This is a genomic window from Ensifer sp. GW821-FHT05G01 (assembly GCF_059419585.1).
Genome location: NZ_JBWKSC010000005.1, coordinates 294,433 through 314,258, shown reverse-complemented (window position 1 = coordinate 314,258; position 19,826 = coordinate 294,433). Strand labels below are relative to the sequence as shown.

Annotated in this window: 9 protein-coding genes; 4 read left to right on the top strand and 5 right to left on the bottom strand. The window is 63.3% G+C overall.

Translation table 11 applies throughout. From position 1 onward, the window contains the following. The first annotated feature begins 82 nt into the window (after positions 1-82). The gene (locus tag AC07UR_RS15155) at positions 83-631 is read left to right on the top strand and encodes a cupin domain-containing protein (RefSeq protein WP_065794728.1); all 549 of its coding nucleotides are present in this window, start codon (positions 83-85) and stop codon (positions 629-631) included. A gap of 245 nt (positions 632-876) precedes the next feature. On the opposite strand, the gene AC07UR_RS15150 is transcribed toward AC07UR_RS15155, so the two are convergent. The 4 genes from AC07UR_RS15150 to hglS form a co-directional block, all read right to left on the bottom strand. After that, positions 877-2,109 carry a pyridoxal phosphate-dependent aminotransferase gene (locus AC07UR_RS15150; RefSeq protein ID WP_209790379.1) on the bottom strand — a complete coding sequence of 411 codons (1,233 nt, stop codon included), beginning with the start codon at positions 2,107-2,109 and terminating at the stop codon, positions 877-879. Between the two features lie 25 nt (positions 2,110-2,134). Then, positions 2,135-3,667 (bottom strand): L-piperidine-6-carboxylate dehydrogenase, encoded by a 1,533-nt coding sequence (amaB, locus tag AC07UR_RS15145; RefSeq protein ID WP_209790380.1) that lies wholly within the window; start codon positions 3,665-3,667, stop codon positions 2,135-2,137. Positions 3,668-3,757: 90 nt separating this feature from the next. Next, the gene (locus AC07UR_RS15140; RefSeq protein WP_209790381.1) at positions 3,758-5,179 is read right to left on the bottom strand and encodes an FAD-binding oxidoreductase; all 1,422 of its coding nucleotides are present in this window, start codon (positions 5,177-5,179) and stop codon (positions 3,758-3,760) included. A gap of 10 nt (positions 5,180-5,189) precedes the next feature. Then, positions 5,190-6,590, bottom strand: a complete 1,401-nt coding sequence (hglS, locus tag AC07UR_RS15135; RefSeq protein WP_209790382.1) for a 2-oxoadipate dioxygenase/decarboxylase HglS — start codon at positions 6,588-6,590, stop codon at positions 5,190-5,192. Between the two features lie 113 nt (positions 6,591-6,703). Between hglS and AC07UR_RS15130 the strand changes: the two genes are divergently transcribed. The 3 genes from AC07UR_RS15130 to AC07UR_RS15120 all read left to right on the top strand — a co-directional run bounded on the left by AC07UR_RS15130 (position 6,704) and on the right by AC07UR_RS15120 (position 17,952). Further along, positions 6,704-7,618: a LysR family transcriptional regulator gene (locus AC07UR_RS15130; RefSeq protein WP_209790383.1), complete on the top strand. Its 915-nt coding sequence runs from the start codon at positions 6,704-6,706 to the stop codon at positions 7,616-7,618. A 348-nt stretch (positions 7,619-7,966) separates the two neighbouring features. Continuing rightward, positions 7,967-16,582, top strand: coding sequence for a cyclic beta-(1,2)-glucan synthase (ndvB, locus tag AC07UR_RS15125; RefSeq protein ID WP_209790384.1), 8,616 nt, complete (start codon positions 7,967-7,969; stop codon positions 16,580-16,582). A gap of 212 nt (positions 16,583-16,794) precedes the next feature. Next, the gene (locus AC07UR_RS15120; RefSeq protein ID WP_209790385.1) at positions 16,795-17,952 is read left to right on the top strand and encodes an OpgC family protein; all 1,158 of its coding nucleotides are present in this window, start codon (positions 16,795-16,797) and stop codon (positions 17,950-17,952) included. Between the two features lie 58 nt (positions 17,953-18,010). Here the strand turns inward: AC07UR_RS15120 and AC07UR_RS15115 are convergent, their stop codons facing one another. Continuing rightward, positions 18,011-19,768 carry a glucan ABC transporter ATP-binding protein/ permease gene (locus tag AC07UR_RS15115; protein ID WP_209790386.1) on the bottom strand — a complete coding sequence of 586 codons (1,758 nt, stop codon included), beginning with the start codon at positions 19,766-19,768 and terminating at the stop codon, positions 18,011-18,013. Between the last annotated feature and the right edge of the window lie 58 nt (positions 19,769-19,826).

The window sequence follows — 19,826 nt, the reverse complement described above, 5'->3', positions numbered from 1 at the left end:
TCATTCAAGCCATTGATTTTTATAGTTCGATATCTTTGAAGTTGCGGTATTTCGAACAACCTGAACACCTGGATGGATAGCCATGAGCGTCGACATCGGAAACCGGCTTCGTCACCTCAGGCTGATGCACAATCTGTCGCAGCGTGAACTGGCCAAACGGGCCGGTGTAACCAACTCGACGATTTCGCTGATCGAATCAAACGCGTCCAATCCTTCCGTCGGCGCACTGAAACGCATCCTCGACGGCATTCCGATCGGGCTGGCGGAATTCTTCTCGTTCGAGCCGGAGCGACCGCGCAAGGCGTTCTATGCGGCGGAGGAATTGGTCGAGATCGGCAAGGGCCCGATCTCCTATCGCCAGATCGGCGAAAACCTCTTCGGCCGCAGCTTGCAGATCCTGAAGGAATGTTATCAGCCGGGCGCGGACACCGGAAAAGTACCGCTGGTGCATGACGGCGAGGAGGGCGGCATCGTGCTGTCGGGGCGCATAGAGGTGACCGTCGACGACGAGCGGCGGATTCTAGGGCCTGGGGATGCGTACTATTTCGAGAGCCGGCGGCCACACCGGTTTCGGTGTGTCGGGCCGGTGCCTTGCGAGGTGATCAGCGCCTGCACGCCGCCGACGTTTTGAGGGGAGGAGTTTGGAATTGCCCCTCATCCCGCTGCCGCAACATTCTCCCCGCAGGCGGGGCGAAGGGACATGCGGCGTGCTCCACGATCCCTCTCGAGCTTTATCGGGACGCAGCTATTTCCGCGCGCACCGGCGCTGACGTGAAAACCTGTTTATCCAGGGAAAGTGGGCCGCGGCTGCACGCTCGACGGTGTCCCCTCTCCCCGCAAGCGGGGAGAGGGCTAGGGTGAGGGGCGAATGCCGCGTTACGAAAGCCGCGCGCAGGCGTCGGCGATGCGCGTTAGCGCTTCCTTCAACTCCGCTTCCGATGTCGCATAGGAGATGCGGAAGAACGGTGACAGGCCGAAGGCAGAGCCGGGAACGACGGCGACGTGGGCATCGTCGAGCAGATAGGCGCAGAAGTCCGTGTCCGTCTCGATGGTCTTGCCCGAAGGCGTGACCTTGCCGAGCATGCCGGCGCAGCCGGAGAAGGTGTAGAAAGCCCCTTCCGGAACGCGGCAGTCGAGGCCGTCGATGGCGTTGAGGCCGGAGACGACGAGATCGCGGCGGCGCTGGAAGCTGGCCGTGCGTTCCTTGAGGAACTCCTGCGGGCCGGTCAGGGCAGCCACCGAAGCGGCCTGGCTGACGGACGAAGGGCAGGAGGTTGCCTGGCTCTGGACGACGGCCATCGCCTTGATCAGGTCGCGCGGACCACCTGCATAACCGATGCGCCAGCCGGTCATGGCATAGGCCTTGGAGACGCCGTTGACCGTCAGGGTGCGGTCTTTCAGGCGCGGCTCCAACTGGGCAGGCGTGACGAAGCGGAAGCCGTCATAGACGATGTGTTCGTACATGTCGTCGACCAGCAGCCACACATGCGGATGGCGCAAGAGCACGTCGAGCAGCGGCCGGTAGTCGTCGGCGCTGTAGGCGGCACCCGACGGGTTGGAGGGCGAGTTGAGCAGCACCCAGCGTGTTTTCGGCGTGATCGCCGCTTCCAGCTTGTCGGCGGTCAGGCGAAAACCCGAGGCCGCGTCGCAGGGGATCAGTACCGGCTTGCCTTCGCAGATCTGGACGATATCCGAATAGGAGGTCCAGTAGGGCGTCGGGATGACGACTTCGTCGCCGGCATCGATCGTCGCCATCATGGCGTTGAACAGGATCTGCTTGGCGCCGGTGGCGACCGTGATCTCGTCCTGCTCGTAGGCAAGGCCGTTCTCGCGCTGGAACTTTTCGCGGATCGCCTTCTTCAGTTCCGGCGTGCCATCGAGGGCGGTGTATTTGGTATCACCGCGCTTGATCGCCGTGCAGGCGGCATCCTTGACATAGTCGGGCGTGTCGAAGTCCGGCTCGCCGGCGCCCAGAATGATGACCGGCTTGCCCTCGCGCTTCATGGCTTGGGCGTGTGCGCCGATTTTCAGGATTTCGGATACCCCGATCGAGGAGATCCGCGAGGCGGGCTTGAAGCCCGCCTCCTTGACCGTTGCGTTGATGGTCATGGTCGATCCTACTCGATGTCGCCAGTTATTCGATGTCGAACGAAACGCCCTGCGCCAGCGGCAGAGCCTTCGAGTAGTTCACCGTGTTGGTGGCGCGGCGCATGTAGGCCTTCCATGAATCGGAACCCGATTCGCGGCCTCCGCCGGTTTCCTTTTCGCCACCGAAGGCGCCGCCGATTTCGGCGCCCGAGGTGCCGATGTTGACGTTGGCAATGCCGCAATCCGAGCCGTCGACCGCCAGGAAGAGTTCGGCTTCCTGCATGTCACGGGTGAAGATCGACGAGGACAAGCCGGCAGCGACCGCATTGTGGTCGGCAACGACGGCGTCGAAGTCGCTGTACTTCATGACGTAGAGGATCGGCGCGAAGGTTTCTTCGAGAACCGGACCGGCCTGCTTGGGCATTTCGACCATGGCAGGCTTGGCGTAGTAGCCGTTGGCATAGCCGAGTTCGACGCGTTCGCCGCCGGTGACGGTGCCGCCATGGGCCTTGGCTTCGCCGATCGCCTTCTGCATGCCGTCAAACGCAGCCTTGTCGACCAGCGGGCCGACGAGGGCGGTGGTTTCGAGCGGGTTGCCGACCGAGACGGAACCGTAAGCCTTCTTCAGGCGCGGAACGAGCTGGTCGTAGACGCTTTCGTGCACGAACAGTCGGCGCATGGTGGTGCAACGCTGGCCGGCGGTGCCCATGGCGCCGAAGGCGATGGCGCGCAGCGCCATGTCGAGATCGGCCGACGGGCAGACGATGCCGGCATTGTTGCCGCCGAGTTCGAGGATGGCGCGGGCAAAGCGCTTGGCAAGGCGCGGGCCGACGTCGCGACCCATGCGGGTCGAACCGGTTGCCGAAACCAGCGGCACCTTCGGGTTGTCGACCAGGACTTCACCGACGGTGCGGTCGCCGATCAGAACCTGCGACAGGCCTTCCGGCGCATCGCCGAAGCGGGCAAGCGCACGCTCGAAGATAGCCTGCGATGCAAGCGCGGTGAGCGGGGTCTTTTCCGACGGCTTCCAGACGACGGAGTTGCCGCAGACGAGCGCCAGCGCCGTGTTCCACGACCAGACGGCGACCGGGAAGTTGAAGGCGGAGATGACGCCGACGACGCCGAGCGGATGCCAGGTTTCCATCATGCGGTGGCCGGGACGCTCGGTGGCGATCGTCAGGCCGTAAAGCTGGCGGGACAGACCGACTGCGAAATCACAGATGTCGATCATTTCCTGGACTTCGCCGAGGCCTTCGGAGGTGATCTTGCCGGCTTCGATCGAAACCAGGCGGCCGAGGTCGGCCTTGAAGGTGCGCAGCTCTTCGCCAAGCAGGCGGATCAGTTCACCGCGCTTCGGCGCCGGCACCAGGCGCCAGGCCTTGAAGGCTTCATGGGCCTTGTCGATCTTGGCGGCAGCTTCCGCGGCCGAAACCGTCTTCAGGCTGGCGATCTGCTCGCCGGTAACCGGGCTGAAGGACGGCATGTCGCCGCCGGTGTAGAGTTCCTTGGCGACGCCCATCTTTTCGAGCAGCGCTGCTGCTTCCTTGGTGACGTCGATCTTCTTCGTTGCAATGTTCATGGTCTGACTCCCGTTTTCCTGTCTTAGATCATTGGTTAGAGCGGAATGTGGGCGGAAAAGCGCAAACACTTTTCCTCATTCCGCTCGGGCCTATCCGAAGCGCACGCTGCCGAGTTTCCCCGGCGAGGTGAGCGTCTTCAGGCCTGCGGCCATGTCCTTGAGTTTGTCGTTTGTATAAAGGTGGTAATAGGCCTGGTTGCGGCGGCCGATCGCATGTTCCGCGCTGAAACTGCCGTGATACTCCTCGACGGCCACGGCGAAAACCCATTCTCGCAAACGCGGCTCGAAAGTCGGATCGCCGAGAAGCGGGCTGTCCTTCGCCACCACGAGATTGAAGTGTACACCACCATCGCCGATATGGCCGAAGTCGCAGACGGAGACGCCTGGAAACTTGTTCGGCATTTCCGCTTTCATATGGTCGCAGAAGGCCATGATGTCACCCCGGCGGAAGGAGACGTCGAAGGCGATCAGCTTGCCAAGGTGCTTCACACCCTCCGAAAGCGCGTGGCGCAGCGCCCAGATTTCATGCGGCGGACCGACGAAGGCATCGGCAAGCGGTGCCGTCTCCATCTCCCAGATTTCTGCCAGCACGGTTTCGAGCACGGCGTCGAGCGACTGCTCGCCTTCGCGTGGTGCCCAGCTGCGGCTGATCTCGGCGAGGATGACGTAATCAGGCACATGCCCGCCCTGGAACGGGTTCTTCAGCGACGGCACATGCGCGAATGCCGCCTTGACAGCGTTGCTCGACATGCCCTCGAAGGCTGAGAGATAGGCGCCGAGCCGCTCTTCCATGGCGCGCAGCAGCGGCATCACATGGGCGCCGCTTGCCGGCACCAGAAGCGCCGTTGCCGTCTGTTGCGGCAGGCGCTCCAGATTGAGCACGCATTCGGTGATAATGCCGAAGGCGCCCGACGTGCCGACGAACAGCTGTTTCCAGTCGACGCCGGTGTTGTTCTTGCGCAGGTCACACTGAAGATCGAGCACGGTGCCGTCTTCATCGGCGAGAACGACGGTCATGCCCAGCACATTGCGGCGCACGTCGCCATATTTCAGGAAGCGCGAGCCGCCGGTGTTGGTTGCGATCATGCCGCCGACGCGCGGATCGGCACCGAGATCGATGGGGAAGAACAGGCCATGTTCTTCGAGCCGGCGGTTGAGATCGGACAGTCGGAGCCCGGCATCGATGCGCACCGAACGGTTGTCGAGATCGAGCGCGAAGGTTTTCGTCAGGCGGTCGAGGCTTAGGATCGCTTCGCTGCCGGATGCGTCCGGGGTTGAGCCGGAGACCAGTCCGGTGTTGCCCGACTGCGGGATCAGGGCGATGCCGTGGCGCACGCAATAGGCAACGGTGGCCGAGGTTTCCTCTGTCGTTGCCGGGCGCAGAACGACCGAGGCCAGGCCGTGATCGTAGCGGGCGCCGGTCTCGTAGGCTTGCCTGTCTTCAGCGCGCGTGACCACACCCTTGTCGCCAAGGATGCCGGTCAGCGCGTCGATGTGTGCCTGTTCGATCATCGGGACGACATCATTCCGCAGCGATGGCTGCGGTCAAGGCCCGCAGGCAGCTTTCGATAGATGTCGCTTCGATGCCGGCATAATGATCGAACTCATTGAGCACGGTGGCGCCGAGGTCGATCTCGAAACGCTTCTGGTTCGGGCTTGCGACAAAGTCCTGCTGCGCGCCGTCGCCGAGATTGGACTGGAAGATGCCGGCGGCACTGACCGGCAGGAAGTCTTCATAGACGATGGCGTCGAACTGTACGAGGCCGTCGGCGATTAGCCTGTCGAGGTCGCGACGTTCGGATATGCGTGTGATCCGGCCCCTCTCGGTCAACGAGTAGCTGAAATAGCCGAGACCGGCTTCGCGGATGCCTGCCCAGGTATCCGGGAAGCTTTCGAAGGCCTTGGCCAGTGCTGCTTCGTATTGCCGGGCGTTGGAGCCGTCGGCTGCGGGACGCACGATCTTGCGCGAGGCTTCCAGCAGCTCGTCATAAAGCGCGCGGCCCTTGGGGGTGAGCGCAATGCCGCGTTGCTCGATCTCGCCGAAGCGGGCGGTGTGCGAGCCGGCCTTCCACTCGCCGTCGGCATCGCGGTAGGACACGGCTTCTTCCAGCGCCTTGAACGAGGTCTGGCGAAGCAGGATCGGGCATTTGCGCGTCGGCGGTCCTTCGACGACGGCCTTCGGGGCGATACCATATTCCGGCATCAGCGCCTGGACCTGGTCGATATCCAGCGTGCGCGGCGTCAGGTGGTTGATGTGCGGGCCCTTGAACGACACGACGTCGGCAATCAGCCGGTGGGCGTCATGCAGGCGCTTGTACATGTCGGCGCTGACATTGGCCTTGTCGTGCCAGCGGAAGGTTTCCAGCACCTCGGAAACGAAGCGTTCAGCGTCGGCCTTGTCGAGGCCGCCGTCCCGTTCGGCCTTTTCGGTGAGTTCGACGGCGACGGGCGTAAAGATCCGGCGCTCGGCAAGAATGGCTGCCGATTCAGCGCGCAGGCTCTCGTCGGCGATCAGGTCCAGGCGCAGAAGCGAGGTGAAGACGCGGAAAGGGTTGCGCTTCAAGGCGGCGTCGCCGACCGGGCGGAAGGCGGTCGAATGCACCGGAACGCCAGCGGTCGAAAGATCGTAGTAACCGACCGGGTACATGCCCATGACGGCGTAGACGCGGCGCATCATCGACAGTTCGGCAGGTGTGCCGAGGCGGATCGCGCCGTGGCGCTCCTCGGAGATGCGATCGAGCGAATCCGTCGCATCGAGGCGTTGCTTGAGGGCCGGATCGGCACTGAGCGTATCGTCGTTGACCTTGGCAACCAGCTCCATCAGCGTGCCGTAGGCAGGCACTTCTTCGCGGTACATGACCGACATGGCTGCGGAAAAGGCCGAACGGATGTCATCGGCGGATACGAAACTATTCTCTTTCACTGGGGCTCGCCTCGCGCTATGGGTGAAGGACAAGGTCATTCTCATTTCGGATCATATCTGAAGGAACTGGGCATTGATCGCGTTGCTTGTGACTATGTTGATGCGAGGCTGGAATGAAGTTAAGCCGCAGACTGGTTCCTGACGTTACGACGCTGCAGGCTTTCGAATGCGCAGCCCGGCACGGCAGCTTCACGCAGGCGGCCGCCGAGCTCAATCTCACCCAGAGCGCCGTCAGCCGGCAGATCAAGGATCTGGAAAACCAGCTCGGCGTGCTCCTGTTCGAGCGGGTGCGCCAGCGGGTCATTCTCTCCGAGGCGGGGCAGAAGTTCCTGCCCGAGGTCCGTCGCCTGCTCAACCAGACGGAAGAGCTGATGGTGCGGGCGATGGCCTCGGCGCGCGCCGATTCCACACTGTCGATCGCGTCGCTGCCGACCTTCGGCAGCCGCTGGCTGGTGCCGCGGCTGCCCGATTTCCTTCGTCAGCATCCCGACACGGTGGTCAACATCGCCTCACGCTCGGCGCCGTTCGATTTCGACGAGCAGAATTTCGACATCGCCATCCACTATGGCCAGCCGGTTTGGGCGCATGCGACCTGCAGCTATCTCTGCAGCGAGATCATCGTCCCGGCTGCGAGCCCGAAGCTGCTTGCCGCCAATCCGGTTTCGACATTGGAGGATATCGTCGGCGGTCCGCTCCTGCACCTGGCGACGCGGCCCAAGCTCTGGGCGCAATGGTTCGAGGCCAACGGCATGGACGGCCGCGGTGCTTATCGCGGCAACCGCTTCGATCAGTTTTCGATGGTGATCGAAGCGGCGACGGCCGGTCTCGGTTTCGCCTTGCTGCCCCGCTATCTGATCGAGCAGGAGCTGGCAGCGGGAACATTGCGCATCGTTCTCGACCGGCCGATGCAGACGGAGAACAATTATTATCTCGCCGTTCCGGAAGGCAAACTCGAAAACCCGATCAGCCTCGCCTTCCGCGAATGGATCACCGAACAAGTCGCTTCGGTTCCTGTCGCGTCGACCTGATTGGGCCATTGATCGGAACCTTCCGGAAGCCTCGGCGTTTGGCGACGGACTGCTACCCAGAGATGCGCGGGGAAGGGGCGAAATTGACACTTATATTTGAGGGTGCCATCGGCGGGCGCCGGCACTGGCGTTTTCGCCCGATCAGAGTGTGCGCAATTCGTTCAAACTTGCGCCGCCGATCCTTGCAAGCTGTTGGCAGCACGGCTAAAAAATGCCACTTTCATGCATCACGCGGCCTTGAAAACCAATGCGCCGCCGGCTTTGCTTTCTCCGATGCCCAGCTCAGGGGCGGTGCCAGTTTCCGCCAGTTTCCGGTTCTCCGGAAAATGACGGCGGATGGGAGGACACATGACCGTGTCTAGCAACGCGCCGGCCAAGCCTGGAACCTCAGGACCGCAGCCAACCCGGCACAACAACGAGAGCCGGGCCGATCAACCCCGGTTGGATTCAGAACCAGCACCCATGCCCCTTCATAACACGCCGTCCTCCTCTTCTCGCGAACCGGAAGCGAAACAGATCGATTACAACGATTCGATCCGCTCGACCTTTTTCTCGATGGAGGATTTGCGGCAATGCGGCGAGACACTTGCGCTCAAGGGCGCACCGTCTCTGCCGGGCTTCTTCCCGTTCGAATTTCGTCCGCGCCACCGCGAGAACGAAAACGAAATCCTGAGGGTGTATCGGGCGACGGCCGCCGACGTCGAAGCTGGGGCATCGATCACGCCGGCCGCCGAATGGCTGCTCGACAACCATCACGTTGTCGAGGAAGCGATTCAGGAAGTGCGTCGCGACTTCCCGCGCAAGTTCTATCGCCAGCTGCCGACACTGTCGGTTTCCGGGACCGTCATTCCGCGCACCATGGCGCTTGCCTGGCTCTATGTCGCCCATACGCACAGCACGGTCTCGCGGGAAAGCATCACCGCGATGGTCGAGGGCTTCCAGAAGCACGACACCTTCAAGATCGGCGAACTGTGGGCTTTGCCCTCGATCCTGCGCTTCGTCCTAATCGAAAACCTCAGGCGCATCGCCATCCGCGTCGAGCGTTCGCGCGGCATGCGGCGCAAGGCCAACGACATCGCCGACCAGATCATCCGTCACAACGACCCGGAAAAGTGCCGGGCGTTGCTTGCCGAATCCGAGGCGCTTGCGACCGACAATACCTTTGTTGCCCAGCTGCTCTACCGCATGCGCGATGGTTCGCAGACCTCCGGCTCGGTGATCGCCTGGATCGAGGAACAGCTCGAGAAGCGCGGCAGCGATGTTGAGGACGCGCTGGTCGCCGAGCAAAACCGCCTGTCGTCCGGCAATGCGACGATGAGCAACATCATTCGCAGCCTGCGCGAGATCGACGACACAGACTGGGCCGTCTGGTTCGAAAGCGTCAGCAAGATCGATGCGGCGCTGCGCGACGGCTCCGACTATGCCGCGCTCGAATTCGGCTCGCGCAACAAGTACCGCGACACGATCGAAAAGCTGGCGCGCCGCTCCGGCCACAGCGAATACGAAGTCACCCAGATCGCCATCGAGATGGTAAAGGAAGCGGAAGCGGCGGCGGCCGTCGAGCCGCAGCTTCAGGAGCCGAACGTCGGTTCCTTCCTCGTCGGCAAGCAGCGCAAGGCGCTCGAGCAGAAGATCGGCTACCGCCCGTCCCTGCTGCAGAGCATCATCCGCCTCAGCCGCAAGCTCGACTGGTTCGCGATCGCAGGGCCGAACATCCTGCTGACGATCCTCGCGATGTTCGCCGTCTATTCCTTCGTCAGCCCGATGGATATTCCGAACGGCGCAAAGCTGATCATGCTCTTGCTGTTTGCGCTGCCGGCATCGGAAGGCGCAATGGGACTGTTCAATACGCTGGTCACGCTCTTCGTCAAACCGTCGCGCCTGGTCGGCTACGAATTCCTCGAGGGCGTTCCGGAATATGCCCGCACGCTTGTCGTTGTGCCCTGCCTGATCTCAAAGCGCGATCATGTCGACGAGCTCGTGCGCAACCTCGAGGTCCACTACCTCGCCAACCCGCGTGGCGAGATCTATTTCGCGCTGCTGAGCGACTGGGTCGACAGCAAGCTCGAGGAAACGCCGGCTGATACCGACGTGCTCGACTACGCCCGGCGCGAGGTTGCCGAGCTTTCGGCGCGTTATGCCTATGACGGCAAGACCCGATTCTTCCTGCTTCACCGTCGCCGCCTGTTCAACGAGGCGGAAGGCGTGTGGATGGGCTGGGAGCGCAAGCGCGGCAAGCTGCATGAGCTGAACCTGCTCTTGCGCGGCGATCGCGACACCTCGTTCCTCCAGGGCGCCAACACCGTGCCGGAGAATGTCCAGTACGTCATGACGCTCGATGCCGACACACGCCTGATGCGCGATGCGGTGACGAAGCTCGTCGGCAAGATGTACCACCCGATCAACCGCCCGGTCGTCGACCCCGAGACGCAGAAGGTGATCGCCGGCTATAGCCTGCTGCAGCCGCGTGTGACGCCGTCGCTGACGACGGGCAGCGAGGCCTCTGCCTTCCAGCGCATCTTCTCCGCCAACCGCGGCATCGACCCTTACGTCTTCACCGTGTCCGACGTCTACCAGGACATCGCCGGCGAAGGCAGCTTTACCGGCAAGGGCCTCTATCACGTCGATGCCTTCGAGGCGGCACTCAAGGGCCGGATCGAGGAAAACGCCGTTCTCAGCCACGACCTGCTCGAAGGCTCTTATGTGCGCTGCGCGCTTGTGACCGACGTCGAGCTGGTCGAGGATTTCCCGACCCGCTACGAGGTCGAGATGTCGCGCCAGCATCGCTGGGCCCGCGGCGACTGGCAGCTTTTGCCCTATATCTTCAATCCGTCGAACGGCCTGTCGATGCTCGGCCGTTGGAAGATGTACGACAACCTGCGCCGCTCGCTGATCCCCTGCGCATGGCTCGTCGCCTCCGTCATGGGCTGGTACTACATGCAGCCGACCGAGGCGCTGATCTGGCAGATCGTGCTGATCTTCAGCTTGTTCGTCGCCCCGACGCTGTCGCTGATCAATGGTCTCCTGCCACGGCGCAATGATATCGTCGCTCGCGCCCACCTTCATGCGGTGCTGACCGAAGTTCGAGCCGCCAACGCCCAGGTCGCCCTTCGCATCGTCTTCATCGCCCATGGCGCGGCGATGATGGGCGACGCCATCGTTCGCTCGCTCTATCGCACTTTCGTCAGCCGCAAGCTGATGCTGGAATGGCGCACCGCCGCCCAGGTGCAGAGTGCGGGACACGGAAGCATCGGCGACTATTACAAGGCGATGTGGATCGCACCGGCGCTGTCGGCGATATCGCTGGCGCTTGCGGCCATTTCCGATACCGGCCTGCCTTTCATCGGCATCCCCTTTGCGCTCCTCTGGGCGCTGTCGCCCGCCGTCGCCTGGTTCGTCAGCCAATCGGCTGAGACCGAAGACCAGCTGGTGGTTTCCGACGAAGCGATCGAGGAAATGCGCCTGATCGCACGGCGCACCTGGCGGTATTTCGAGACCTTCGTCACCGCCGAGCAGAACTTCCTGCCGCCGGACAATTTCCAGGAGACGCCGCAGCCCGTGCTGGCCGAGCGGACGTCGCCGACCAATATCGGTGTCTACCTGCTCTCGGTGATGTCGGCGCGCGACTTCGGCTGGATCGGCTTCGAAGAGACGATCACCCGCCTGGAGCAGACGATCGCCACCATCGACCGGATGCCGAAATACCGCGGGCACCTGTTCAACTGGTACCGCACCAACACGCTCGAAACGATGGAGCCGCGCTACATCTCATCGGTCGACAGCGGCAACCTTGCCGGCCACCTGATCGCGGTGTCGTCGATGTGTCGGGAATGGGCGGAAGCGCCGTCTGCGCATGTCCAGGGTAGTCTCGACGGTATCGGCGACGTTGTCGCCATCCTTGCCGAAGTGCTGAAAGACCTGCCGGACGACCGCAAGACCGTTCGCCCGCTGCGCCGTTTGATCGAGGAACGCATCGTCGGCTTCCAGAACGCGCTGGCAGCGGTCAAGCGCGAGCATGAATTCGCATCGATCCGTGTGATCAACCTCGCCGTCCTGGCGCGCGACATGCACAAGCTGACCGTCAACCTCGACCACGAGGTGCGTACGGGCCAGAGCAGCGAAGTGACAAAATGGGCAAATGCGCTCGTCACCACCTGCGAAGCGCATATCGCCGATGGCGTGTTTGATCTCAGCGCCATCGAAGCGCTGCGCCAGCGATTGGTGGTTCTGAAGGACCGCGCCCGCGACATCGCCTTCTCGATGGATTTCGGCTTCCTGTTCCGGCCGGAACGCCGCCTGCTGTCGATCGGCTTCCGCGTCAACGCAAACGAGCTCGACGAGGCCTGCTACGACCTTCTGGCGTCCGAAGCGCGCCTGACGAGCCTGTTCGCCATCGCCAAGGGCGATCTGCCGACCGAGCATTGGTACAAGCTCGGCCGCCCGATCGTGCCGATCGGCGCGCGCGGCGCTCTGATCTCCTGGTCCGGCTCGATGTTCGAATATCTGATGCCGCCCCTTGTCATGCAGGAGCGCCAGGGCGGTATCCTGAACCAGACCAACAATCTGGTGGTCAAGGAGCAGATCAATCACGGTCGCCGCCTCGGGACGCCCTGGGGCATTTCGGAAGCGGCCTTCAATGCCCGCGACCATGAGCTGACCTACCAGTACACCAACTTCGGCGTGCCGACGCTCGGCCTCAAGCGTGGCCTCGGCCAGAACGCCGTCATTGCGCCCTATGCCTCGATCCTTGCCTGCATGTACGATCCGAAGGCGGCGCTTGCCAATCTCGGCCGGCTGCGCGAAGTCGGCGCGCTCGGTGTCTATGGCTTCCACGATGCCGTCGACTTCACCCCGACGCGCGTGCCCGAGGGGCAGAAATGCGCCGTCGTTCGCAACTACTATGCCCACCACCATGGCATGTCGATTGCAGCCGTCGCCAATGTCGTCTTCACCGGCAAGCTCAGGGAATGGTTCCACGCTGATCCAGTGATCGAAGCTGCCGAACTGCTGCTGCAGGAAAAGGCGCCGCGCGACATTCCGATCATGAATGCCAAGCGCGAGCCGGAATCGCTCGGCAAGGGACAGGACGACCTGCTGCGGCCGGAAGTGCGGGTCATCGAGAACCCGCTCGCCCAGGACCGCGAAACCGTGTTCCTATCGAACGGCCACTATGCAGTGATGCTGACGGCAACCGGTGCCGGGTATGCGCGCTGGAACGGCCAGTCGGTCACCCGCTGGAAGCCGGACCCGGTCGAAGACCGCACGGGCACGTTCATCTTCCTGCGCGATACGACGACGGGCGACTGGTGGTCGGCGACATCGGAGCCGCGGCGTGCCGTCGGCGAAAAGGTGCAGACGCGGTTCGGCGACGACAAGGCCGAATTCGTCAAGACCGTCAGTGACCTCACCAGCGAAGTCGAGTGCATCGTCGCCACCGAGCATGATGCCGAGGGGCGCCGCGTCATCCTGCTCAACACGGGAACGCAGGACCGCTTCATCGAGGTGACGTCCTACGCCGAGCCGGTGCTTTCGACCGACGAGGCCGACAGCGCGCATCCCGTCTTCTCCAAGATGTTCCTGCGCACGGAAATCAGCCGCCGCGGCGACGTCATCCACGTCAGCCGCAACAAGCGCAGCCCGAGTGATCCGGATATGGAGGTGGCGCATCTCGTCACCGACAATGCCGGCAGCGACCGCCCGACCGAAGCCGAGACCGATCGTCGCCGCTTCATCGGCCAAGGGCGCACGCTTGCCGAGGCCGCCGCCTTCGACACGGACGCGGTGCTTTCCGGAACCGCTGGCTATACGCTCGACCCGATCATGTCGCTGCGTCGCGTCGTGCGCGTTCCGGCCGGCAAGAAGGTCAGCGTCGTCTTCTGGACGATCGCCGCGCCGAACCGCGAAGCCGTCGACCGTGCGATCGACCGTTACAGGCACACGGAAACCTTCAATCACGAGCTGATCCATGCCTGGACGCGCAGCCAGGTGCAGATGCGCCATGTCGGCGTCACCTCGCAGGAGGCGGCAAGCTTCCAGATGCTCGGCCGCTACCTTGTCTACCCCGACATGCACCTGCGCGCCGATACCGCGACGGTTCAGGCGGGGCTGGCGTCGCAGTCGACGCTTTGGCCGCTGGCGATCTCGGGAGACTTCCCGATCTTCTGCCTGCGCATCAATGACGACGGCGACCTTGGCATTGCCCGTGAGGCGCTGAGGGCGCAGGAGTATCTGCGCGCCCGCGGCATCACCGCCGACCTGGTGATCATCAACGAGCGGGCCTCGTCCTATGCGCAGGACATGCAGCACGCGCTCGATTCCATGTGCGAGAACCTGAGGCTCCGCGGACTTTCCGACGGGCCGCGCCAGCACATCTTCTCGGTGCGCCGCGACCTGATGGAAGCAGAGACCTGGTCGACGCTGCTGTCGGCCTCGCGCGCCGTCTTCCACGCCCGCAACGGCACGATCTCCGACCAGATCGCCCGTGCCAACTCGCTCTACTCGACGCCGCCGGTGAAGGGCAGCGACAGCAATGTCCCGTTGTTGGCAGCCCCGCTGCAGCCGGCGGATGCGGTCGACGCCGAGATCGTCGGCGACGGCCTCGACTTCTGGAACGGCTACGGTGGCTTTGCCGAAGGCGGGCGCGAATATGTCGTGCGCCTGCGTGGCGGCGAGGCGACACCCCAGCCGTGGATCAACGTCATCTCCAACGAGCAGTTCGGCTTCCATGTTTCTGCCGAAGGTGCGGCCTTCACCTGGAGCCGCAATTCGCGCGACTACCAGCTGACGCCCTGGGCCAACGACGTGGTCGTCAACCGTCCGGGCGAGGCGTTCTTCATCCGTGACATGGCGAGCGGCACGGTGCTGACCCCCTACGCTGCGTTGTCGCGCAGCCGATCGGTCGTCTTCGAGACGCGCCATGGGCTCGGCTATTCGACTTTCCGCAGCACCCAGGACGATCTCGATATCGAGGCGACGCATACTGTCCATCGGACCCTGCCGGCTAAACTCGTGCGTATCTCGATCCGCAACCGCTCCACGGCTGCCCGCCAGCTCAAGGTCTACGGCCTCGCCGAATGGGTGCTCGGCAACAACCGCGCCCGCATGGCCCCGTTCGTCCTGTCGAAATGGGACGAAGCCTCGGATGCGCTGGTTGCCACCAACCCCTACAGCATCGACTATGCCGGTCGGTCGGCCTTCTTTGCCGTCGAGGGCGGTGAAGGGGTGAGCCATACGGCAAGCCGTCGCGAGTTCCTTGGACGGATCGGCGGCATTCTGGTGCCGCAGGCGGTTCTGGCTGGGGCCGAGCTCTCCGGCTCGATCGATGTCGATGGCGACGCCTGCGCGGCGCTCGCGACCGATCTCGTCATTGAGCCCGGCGCGGAAAAGCAGCTCACCTTCATTCTCGGCGATGCCGACAATGACGAGCAGATGCGCTCGGTGCTTGGCGAGCTGCGCCAGACCGCGTTCGACACGGTCATCGACGCAGCCAAGACTTTCTGGAGCGAGTTCACCGATATCGTGAAGGTGGACACGCCGGATGCGGCCTTCAACACCATGATCAACAACTGGCTGCCCTATCAGAGCCTCGGTTGCCGGATCATGGCGCGCTCGGCCTTCTATCAGGCGAGCGGCGCCTTCGGTTTCCGCGATCAGCTGCAGGATACGTTGGCGTTCCTCATCCATCGGCCGGAACTGGCGCGGGCGCAGATCCTCAACGCGGCTGCGCGGCAGTTCGTCGAAGGCGACGTGCAGCATTGGTGGCTTCCGGGCACCGGCGCCGGCGTGCGCACGATGATCTCCGACGACGTCGTCTGGCTTGCCCATGCGGTCACGCATTATTGCGACGTCACAGGATCTGCCGACATTCTGGGTGAGAAGATCGCCTTCATCACCGGTCCGGCGCTCGAGGAAGGCCAGCACGACAGCTTCTACAAGCCGGAGATCTCCGACGAGATCGCCGACGTCTACGAGCATTGCGCTCGCGCACTCGATCTCGCGATCAAGCGTAGCGGCGAAAATGGGCTGCCGCTCATTCTCGGCGGTGACTGGAACGACGGCATGAACCGGGTCGGCATCGCCGGCCGCGGCACCAGCGTCTGGCTCGGTTGGTTCCTCGCTGGCACGCTGCGCGGCTTCCTGCCGTTTGCCCGCGAGCGCAAGGACAAGGCGCGCGTCGGACAATGGGAGACACATCTTGCTGCCTTGAAAAAGGTGCTCGATGAAGCCGGTTGGGATGGCGATTACTATCGTCGCGGCTACTACGACGACGGCGCGCCGCTCGGGTCGAGCGAGAGCGACGAATGCCGGATCGATTCGATCGGTCAGTCCTGGAGCGTGCTTTCGGGCGAGGGCGACGAACAGCGATCGCAACATGCGATGGATGCCGTGATGGCAGAACTCGTCGATCCCGACCGTCGCATCGTCCGGCTGTTCACCCCGCCGCTCGAAAGAACCAGGCAGGACCCGGGCTATATCAAGGCCTATCCGCCCGGCGTGCGCGAAAACGGCGGCCAGTATACCCATGCAGCAACCTGGGTGGCGTTGGCCTTTGCCGAACAGGGCCGGGCCGAGGAAGCCTGGCGCGTCTTCCAGATGCTGAACCCGGTCTCGCATGCCCTAAACCGAGAAGGCGCCGATCACTACCGTGTCGAGCCCTATGTAGTTGCCGCCGATATCTACGGCGAAGGTGCGCTCGCCGGGCGCGGCGGCTGGACCTGGTATACCGGGTCGGCGGGCTGGCTCTACCGCGCCGGCGTCGAGGGCATTCTCGGCATTCGCCGGCAGGGCGAAAAACTGGTGATCCGTCCGGTGCTGCCGGAGGCTTGGGATGGCTACTCGGCCGAGGTGACCCTGAACGGAAAGAAACACAGGATTTCGGTCAAGCGCGACGCGAAAAGCCGCGAGCCGATCGTAAGCATCAATAATAGTGTCACAAAAAACGCGCATGAAGGCATTTTGCTGTAACTGCCGGTACTGAATGAACGTTGAAACCGGCTTTGCACCCGAACGGGCAAGGCCGGTTTTTTCTTGCAGATTTGCCGGCGGGCGACCTCTTCACGAGGTCGCGTATCAATCGACGGCATCGGGACGTTCATTGGCCGTGGCGGCTTTGGACATTCCGGCGCCCGTTTCAACAGGGGTGGGGCAGGGGCGCCAGATCCCGGATACCAGAACGCATGCTGCAAAAGACTTTTGGGGGCGGCTCGAACCCGACGATATCCGCCCGCATCGTTCCCAAGGAGCGCGACACGCGCCTCGACGTATTGCGGGCGCTTTGCCTGCTGACGATCTTCGTCAATCACGTTCCCGGGCAATATCTCGAATATCTGACCCACAAGAACTACGGCTTTTCGGATTCTGCCGAGGCCTTCGTCCTGATCTCCGGCCTCTCCGTCGGGCTTGCCTATGGCGGCAAGTTCGTCTCCGGCGCGCGTCTGGCGCTGGCGTTGAAGATCTGGCGGCGGGCGCTGGCGCTCTATGTCGCCCACATCATGACCAGTATCGTCACCCTGGCGATCTTTGCCGGCGGCGCGCTCTATTTCGGCAGGCAGGACCTGATCGGCGAGATCAACATCCGGCCCTTCGTCGAGCAAACCGAACAGGGCATCGTCGCGATGGTGCTGCTCGGGCACCAGCTCGGCTACAACAACATCCTGTCGATGTATGCGGTGCTATTCCTGATGTTGCCCGGCATTCTCTGGCTGAACGGCATCAGCAGCCGGTTGCTGCTCGTGGTTTCCGCACTGCTCTGGCTTGTCGCCGGCGTGTTCAAGCTGGTGCCCTCCAACTTCCTCGACGAGGGCTACTGGTTTCTCAATCCGTGGTCCTGGCAGTTCCTCTTCGTCATCGGCATCGTCGCGATGACGGCGATCCGAGAGGGCGCAGTGCTGCCGCGCAGACCGCTGCTGATCGCGATCGCAGCAACCTATCTGGGCCTCTCGGCGCTATGGGTGCTGTTTTCCTGGTGGAGCATCGACCTGTCCTTTGGCCTTCCGGCGGTGCTGACGGGTTTCGACAAGACCTTCCTGTCGCTGACGCGCCTGACGCATGTTCTGGCGCTCGCCTATCTCGTGGCGGTGCTTCCGGCCGTCAATCGCCTTGCCAGGCTCGACGCAGACCATCCCCTGGCGATGCTCGGCCGCCATTCGCTGCCGATCTTCATCTTCGGCACGATCCTCGCCATGGTCGGTCAGGTCCTCTTGTTCGTGACCGGTCGAAGCCCGATCGCCGGCACGCTCTTCGTCATCGTCGGCATCGGCCTGCACTTCGTCTACGGCTACTATCTTGAGTGGCTCAAGGGCCTCGCCGGTGCCAAGCCGGTGCGGGCGGCATGAACGAAAAAGCCCCGGAGATGATCCGGGGCTTTTTCATTGCAGGTGCGATGCGGTTGGCTCAGGCCGCGGTGTGGCTCATGCGGACGTCTTCGTCCGTCAGGATGCCGCTGGCGCGCAGCAGAGCGGCGAAGCGGCCGTTGCTCGCGCTGAGCTCGTTGAAGCCGCCCATCTCGACGATCCGGCCCTGATCCATGAATATCACCAGATCGGCCTCGCGCACCGTCGACAGGCGGTGGGCGATGATGAAGGTGGTGCGATCCTTGCGCAGCGCATCGATTGCGTCCTTCACCCGGGCCTCGGTCTCGACGTCGAGCGCGCTGGTCGCCTCGTCGAGCACCAGGATCGGTGCATTCTTGAGGATGGCGCGGGCGATCGCGACGCGCTGGCGCTCGCCGCCCGACAGGCGGTTGCCACGCTCGCCGACGACGGTGTCGTAGCCATTGTTGCGGCTTTCGATGAAGTCGCTGGCGGCAGCCGCTTCGGCAGCAGCCATCACTTCGTCGAGCGACGCGTCGTCACGGCCAAGCCGGATGTTCTCGCAGATCGAGCGGTTCATCAGGCCGGCGTCCTGGAAGACGGTGGCGATAGACCGACGCAGCGACTTGCGCGTCACCTTGGAGATGTCGACGCCGTCGATCAGGATCTGGCCGTCGCGCGGCTCGTGAACGCGCTGCAGCAGGTTGACGAGCGTCGTCTTGCCGGCGCCAGTCGGGCCGACGATCGCGATCGTCTGTCCGGCCTTGGCCGTGAACGACACGTTGCGCACGCCCTGAGTGGTGTTGGCAAAGTCGAAGGAGATGTCGCGGAATTCGACTTCACCCTTGACGGCACCCAGGTCCGTGGCGCCAGCCGGCTCTTCGCGGTCGCGCACCGAATCCTCCAGCTGGAAGAAATCTTCAAGCTTGGCGCGGGCTTCGAAGATCTGCGTGACAAAGGCCTTCATCTGGTCGAGACGGCCGATCAGCAGGTTGGCAAAGCCGATGAAAGCGATGACTTCGCCGACGCGCAGCTCGCCGCGCTGGACGAGCACCGTGCCGATGACGAGGATCACCATCATCGAGATGGTCGAGGCGACGCGGTTGAGCGCGCTGGCCAGCGCCCACCAGTCGAGGACCGGGAACTGGGCGGAGATCAGGCGTTCGGTGAACTTCTTCAGTTCGCGTGTCTCGGCTTCGATGCGGTTGTAGCTGTGAACGACCGAGACGTTGCTGATGGCGTCGGACACGTGCGAGAAAACCGTGTGGTAGTGGTTTTCGACCGAGGCCTGGCCTTCCTTGGTGCGGCTCATCACCACCTTGCTGATCATGACATAGGCGATGCCGAGCACGACGAGCACCAGCGACAGGCGAACGTCCATGGCAAAGGCAGTCGGGATCAGGAGCATCAGGGCAACGGCAGTCGCTAGATGCTGGCGCATGAATTCGAGCCAGAGGCCGAACAGCGTTTCGCAGGCGCGCAGCAGCGTGTGCAGCGCATTCGACGTGCCGCGCTGGGTGTGCCAGGACAGCGGCATCGAAACGATACGCCCGAAGGCCTCCGTCAAAAGCGTGGCACGGCGGCCATGGGCCAGCCGGTCGGCTTCGCGGGCGACGAGAACGAAGGCGACGGTGTTGAACACGCCAAGCGCTGCCCACATCAGGAGCATCGGCGTGACTTCGCCCTTGGAGGAAATGGCGTCGATGATGCGGCCGAACAGGATCGGCTCGGCAATCGTGATGGCGGCGAGCACGACGTTTGCGAGCACGATCGCCGAGACACGGAACTTGTGAACCGCAAGATACTGGAGCGCTCTCGCATACACTTGGAACAATGACACTGTCTCACCCCTTCCGGGTACCGGATTGTGCGCCGCACCAAACATTCGTGCGGCAAAT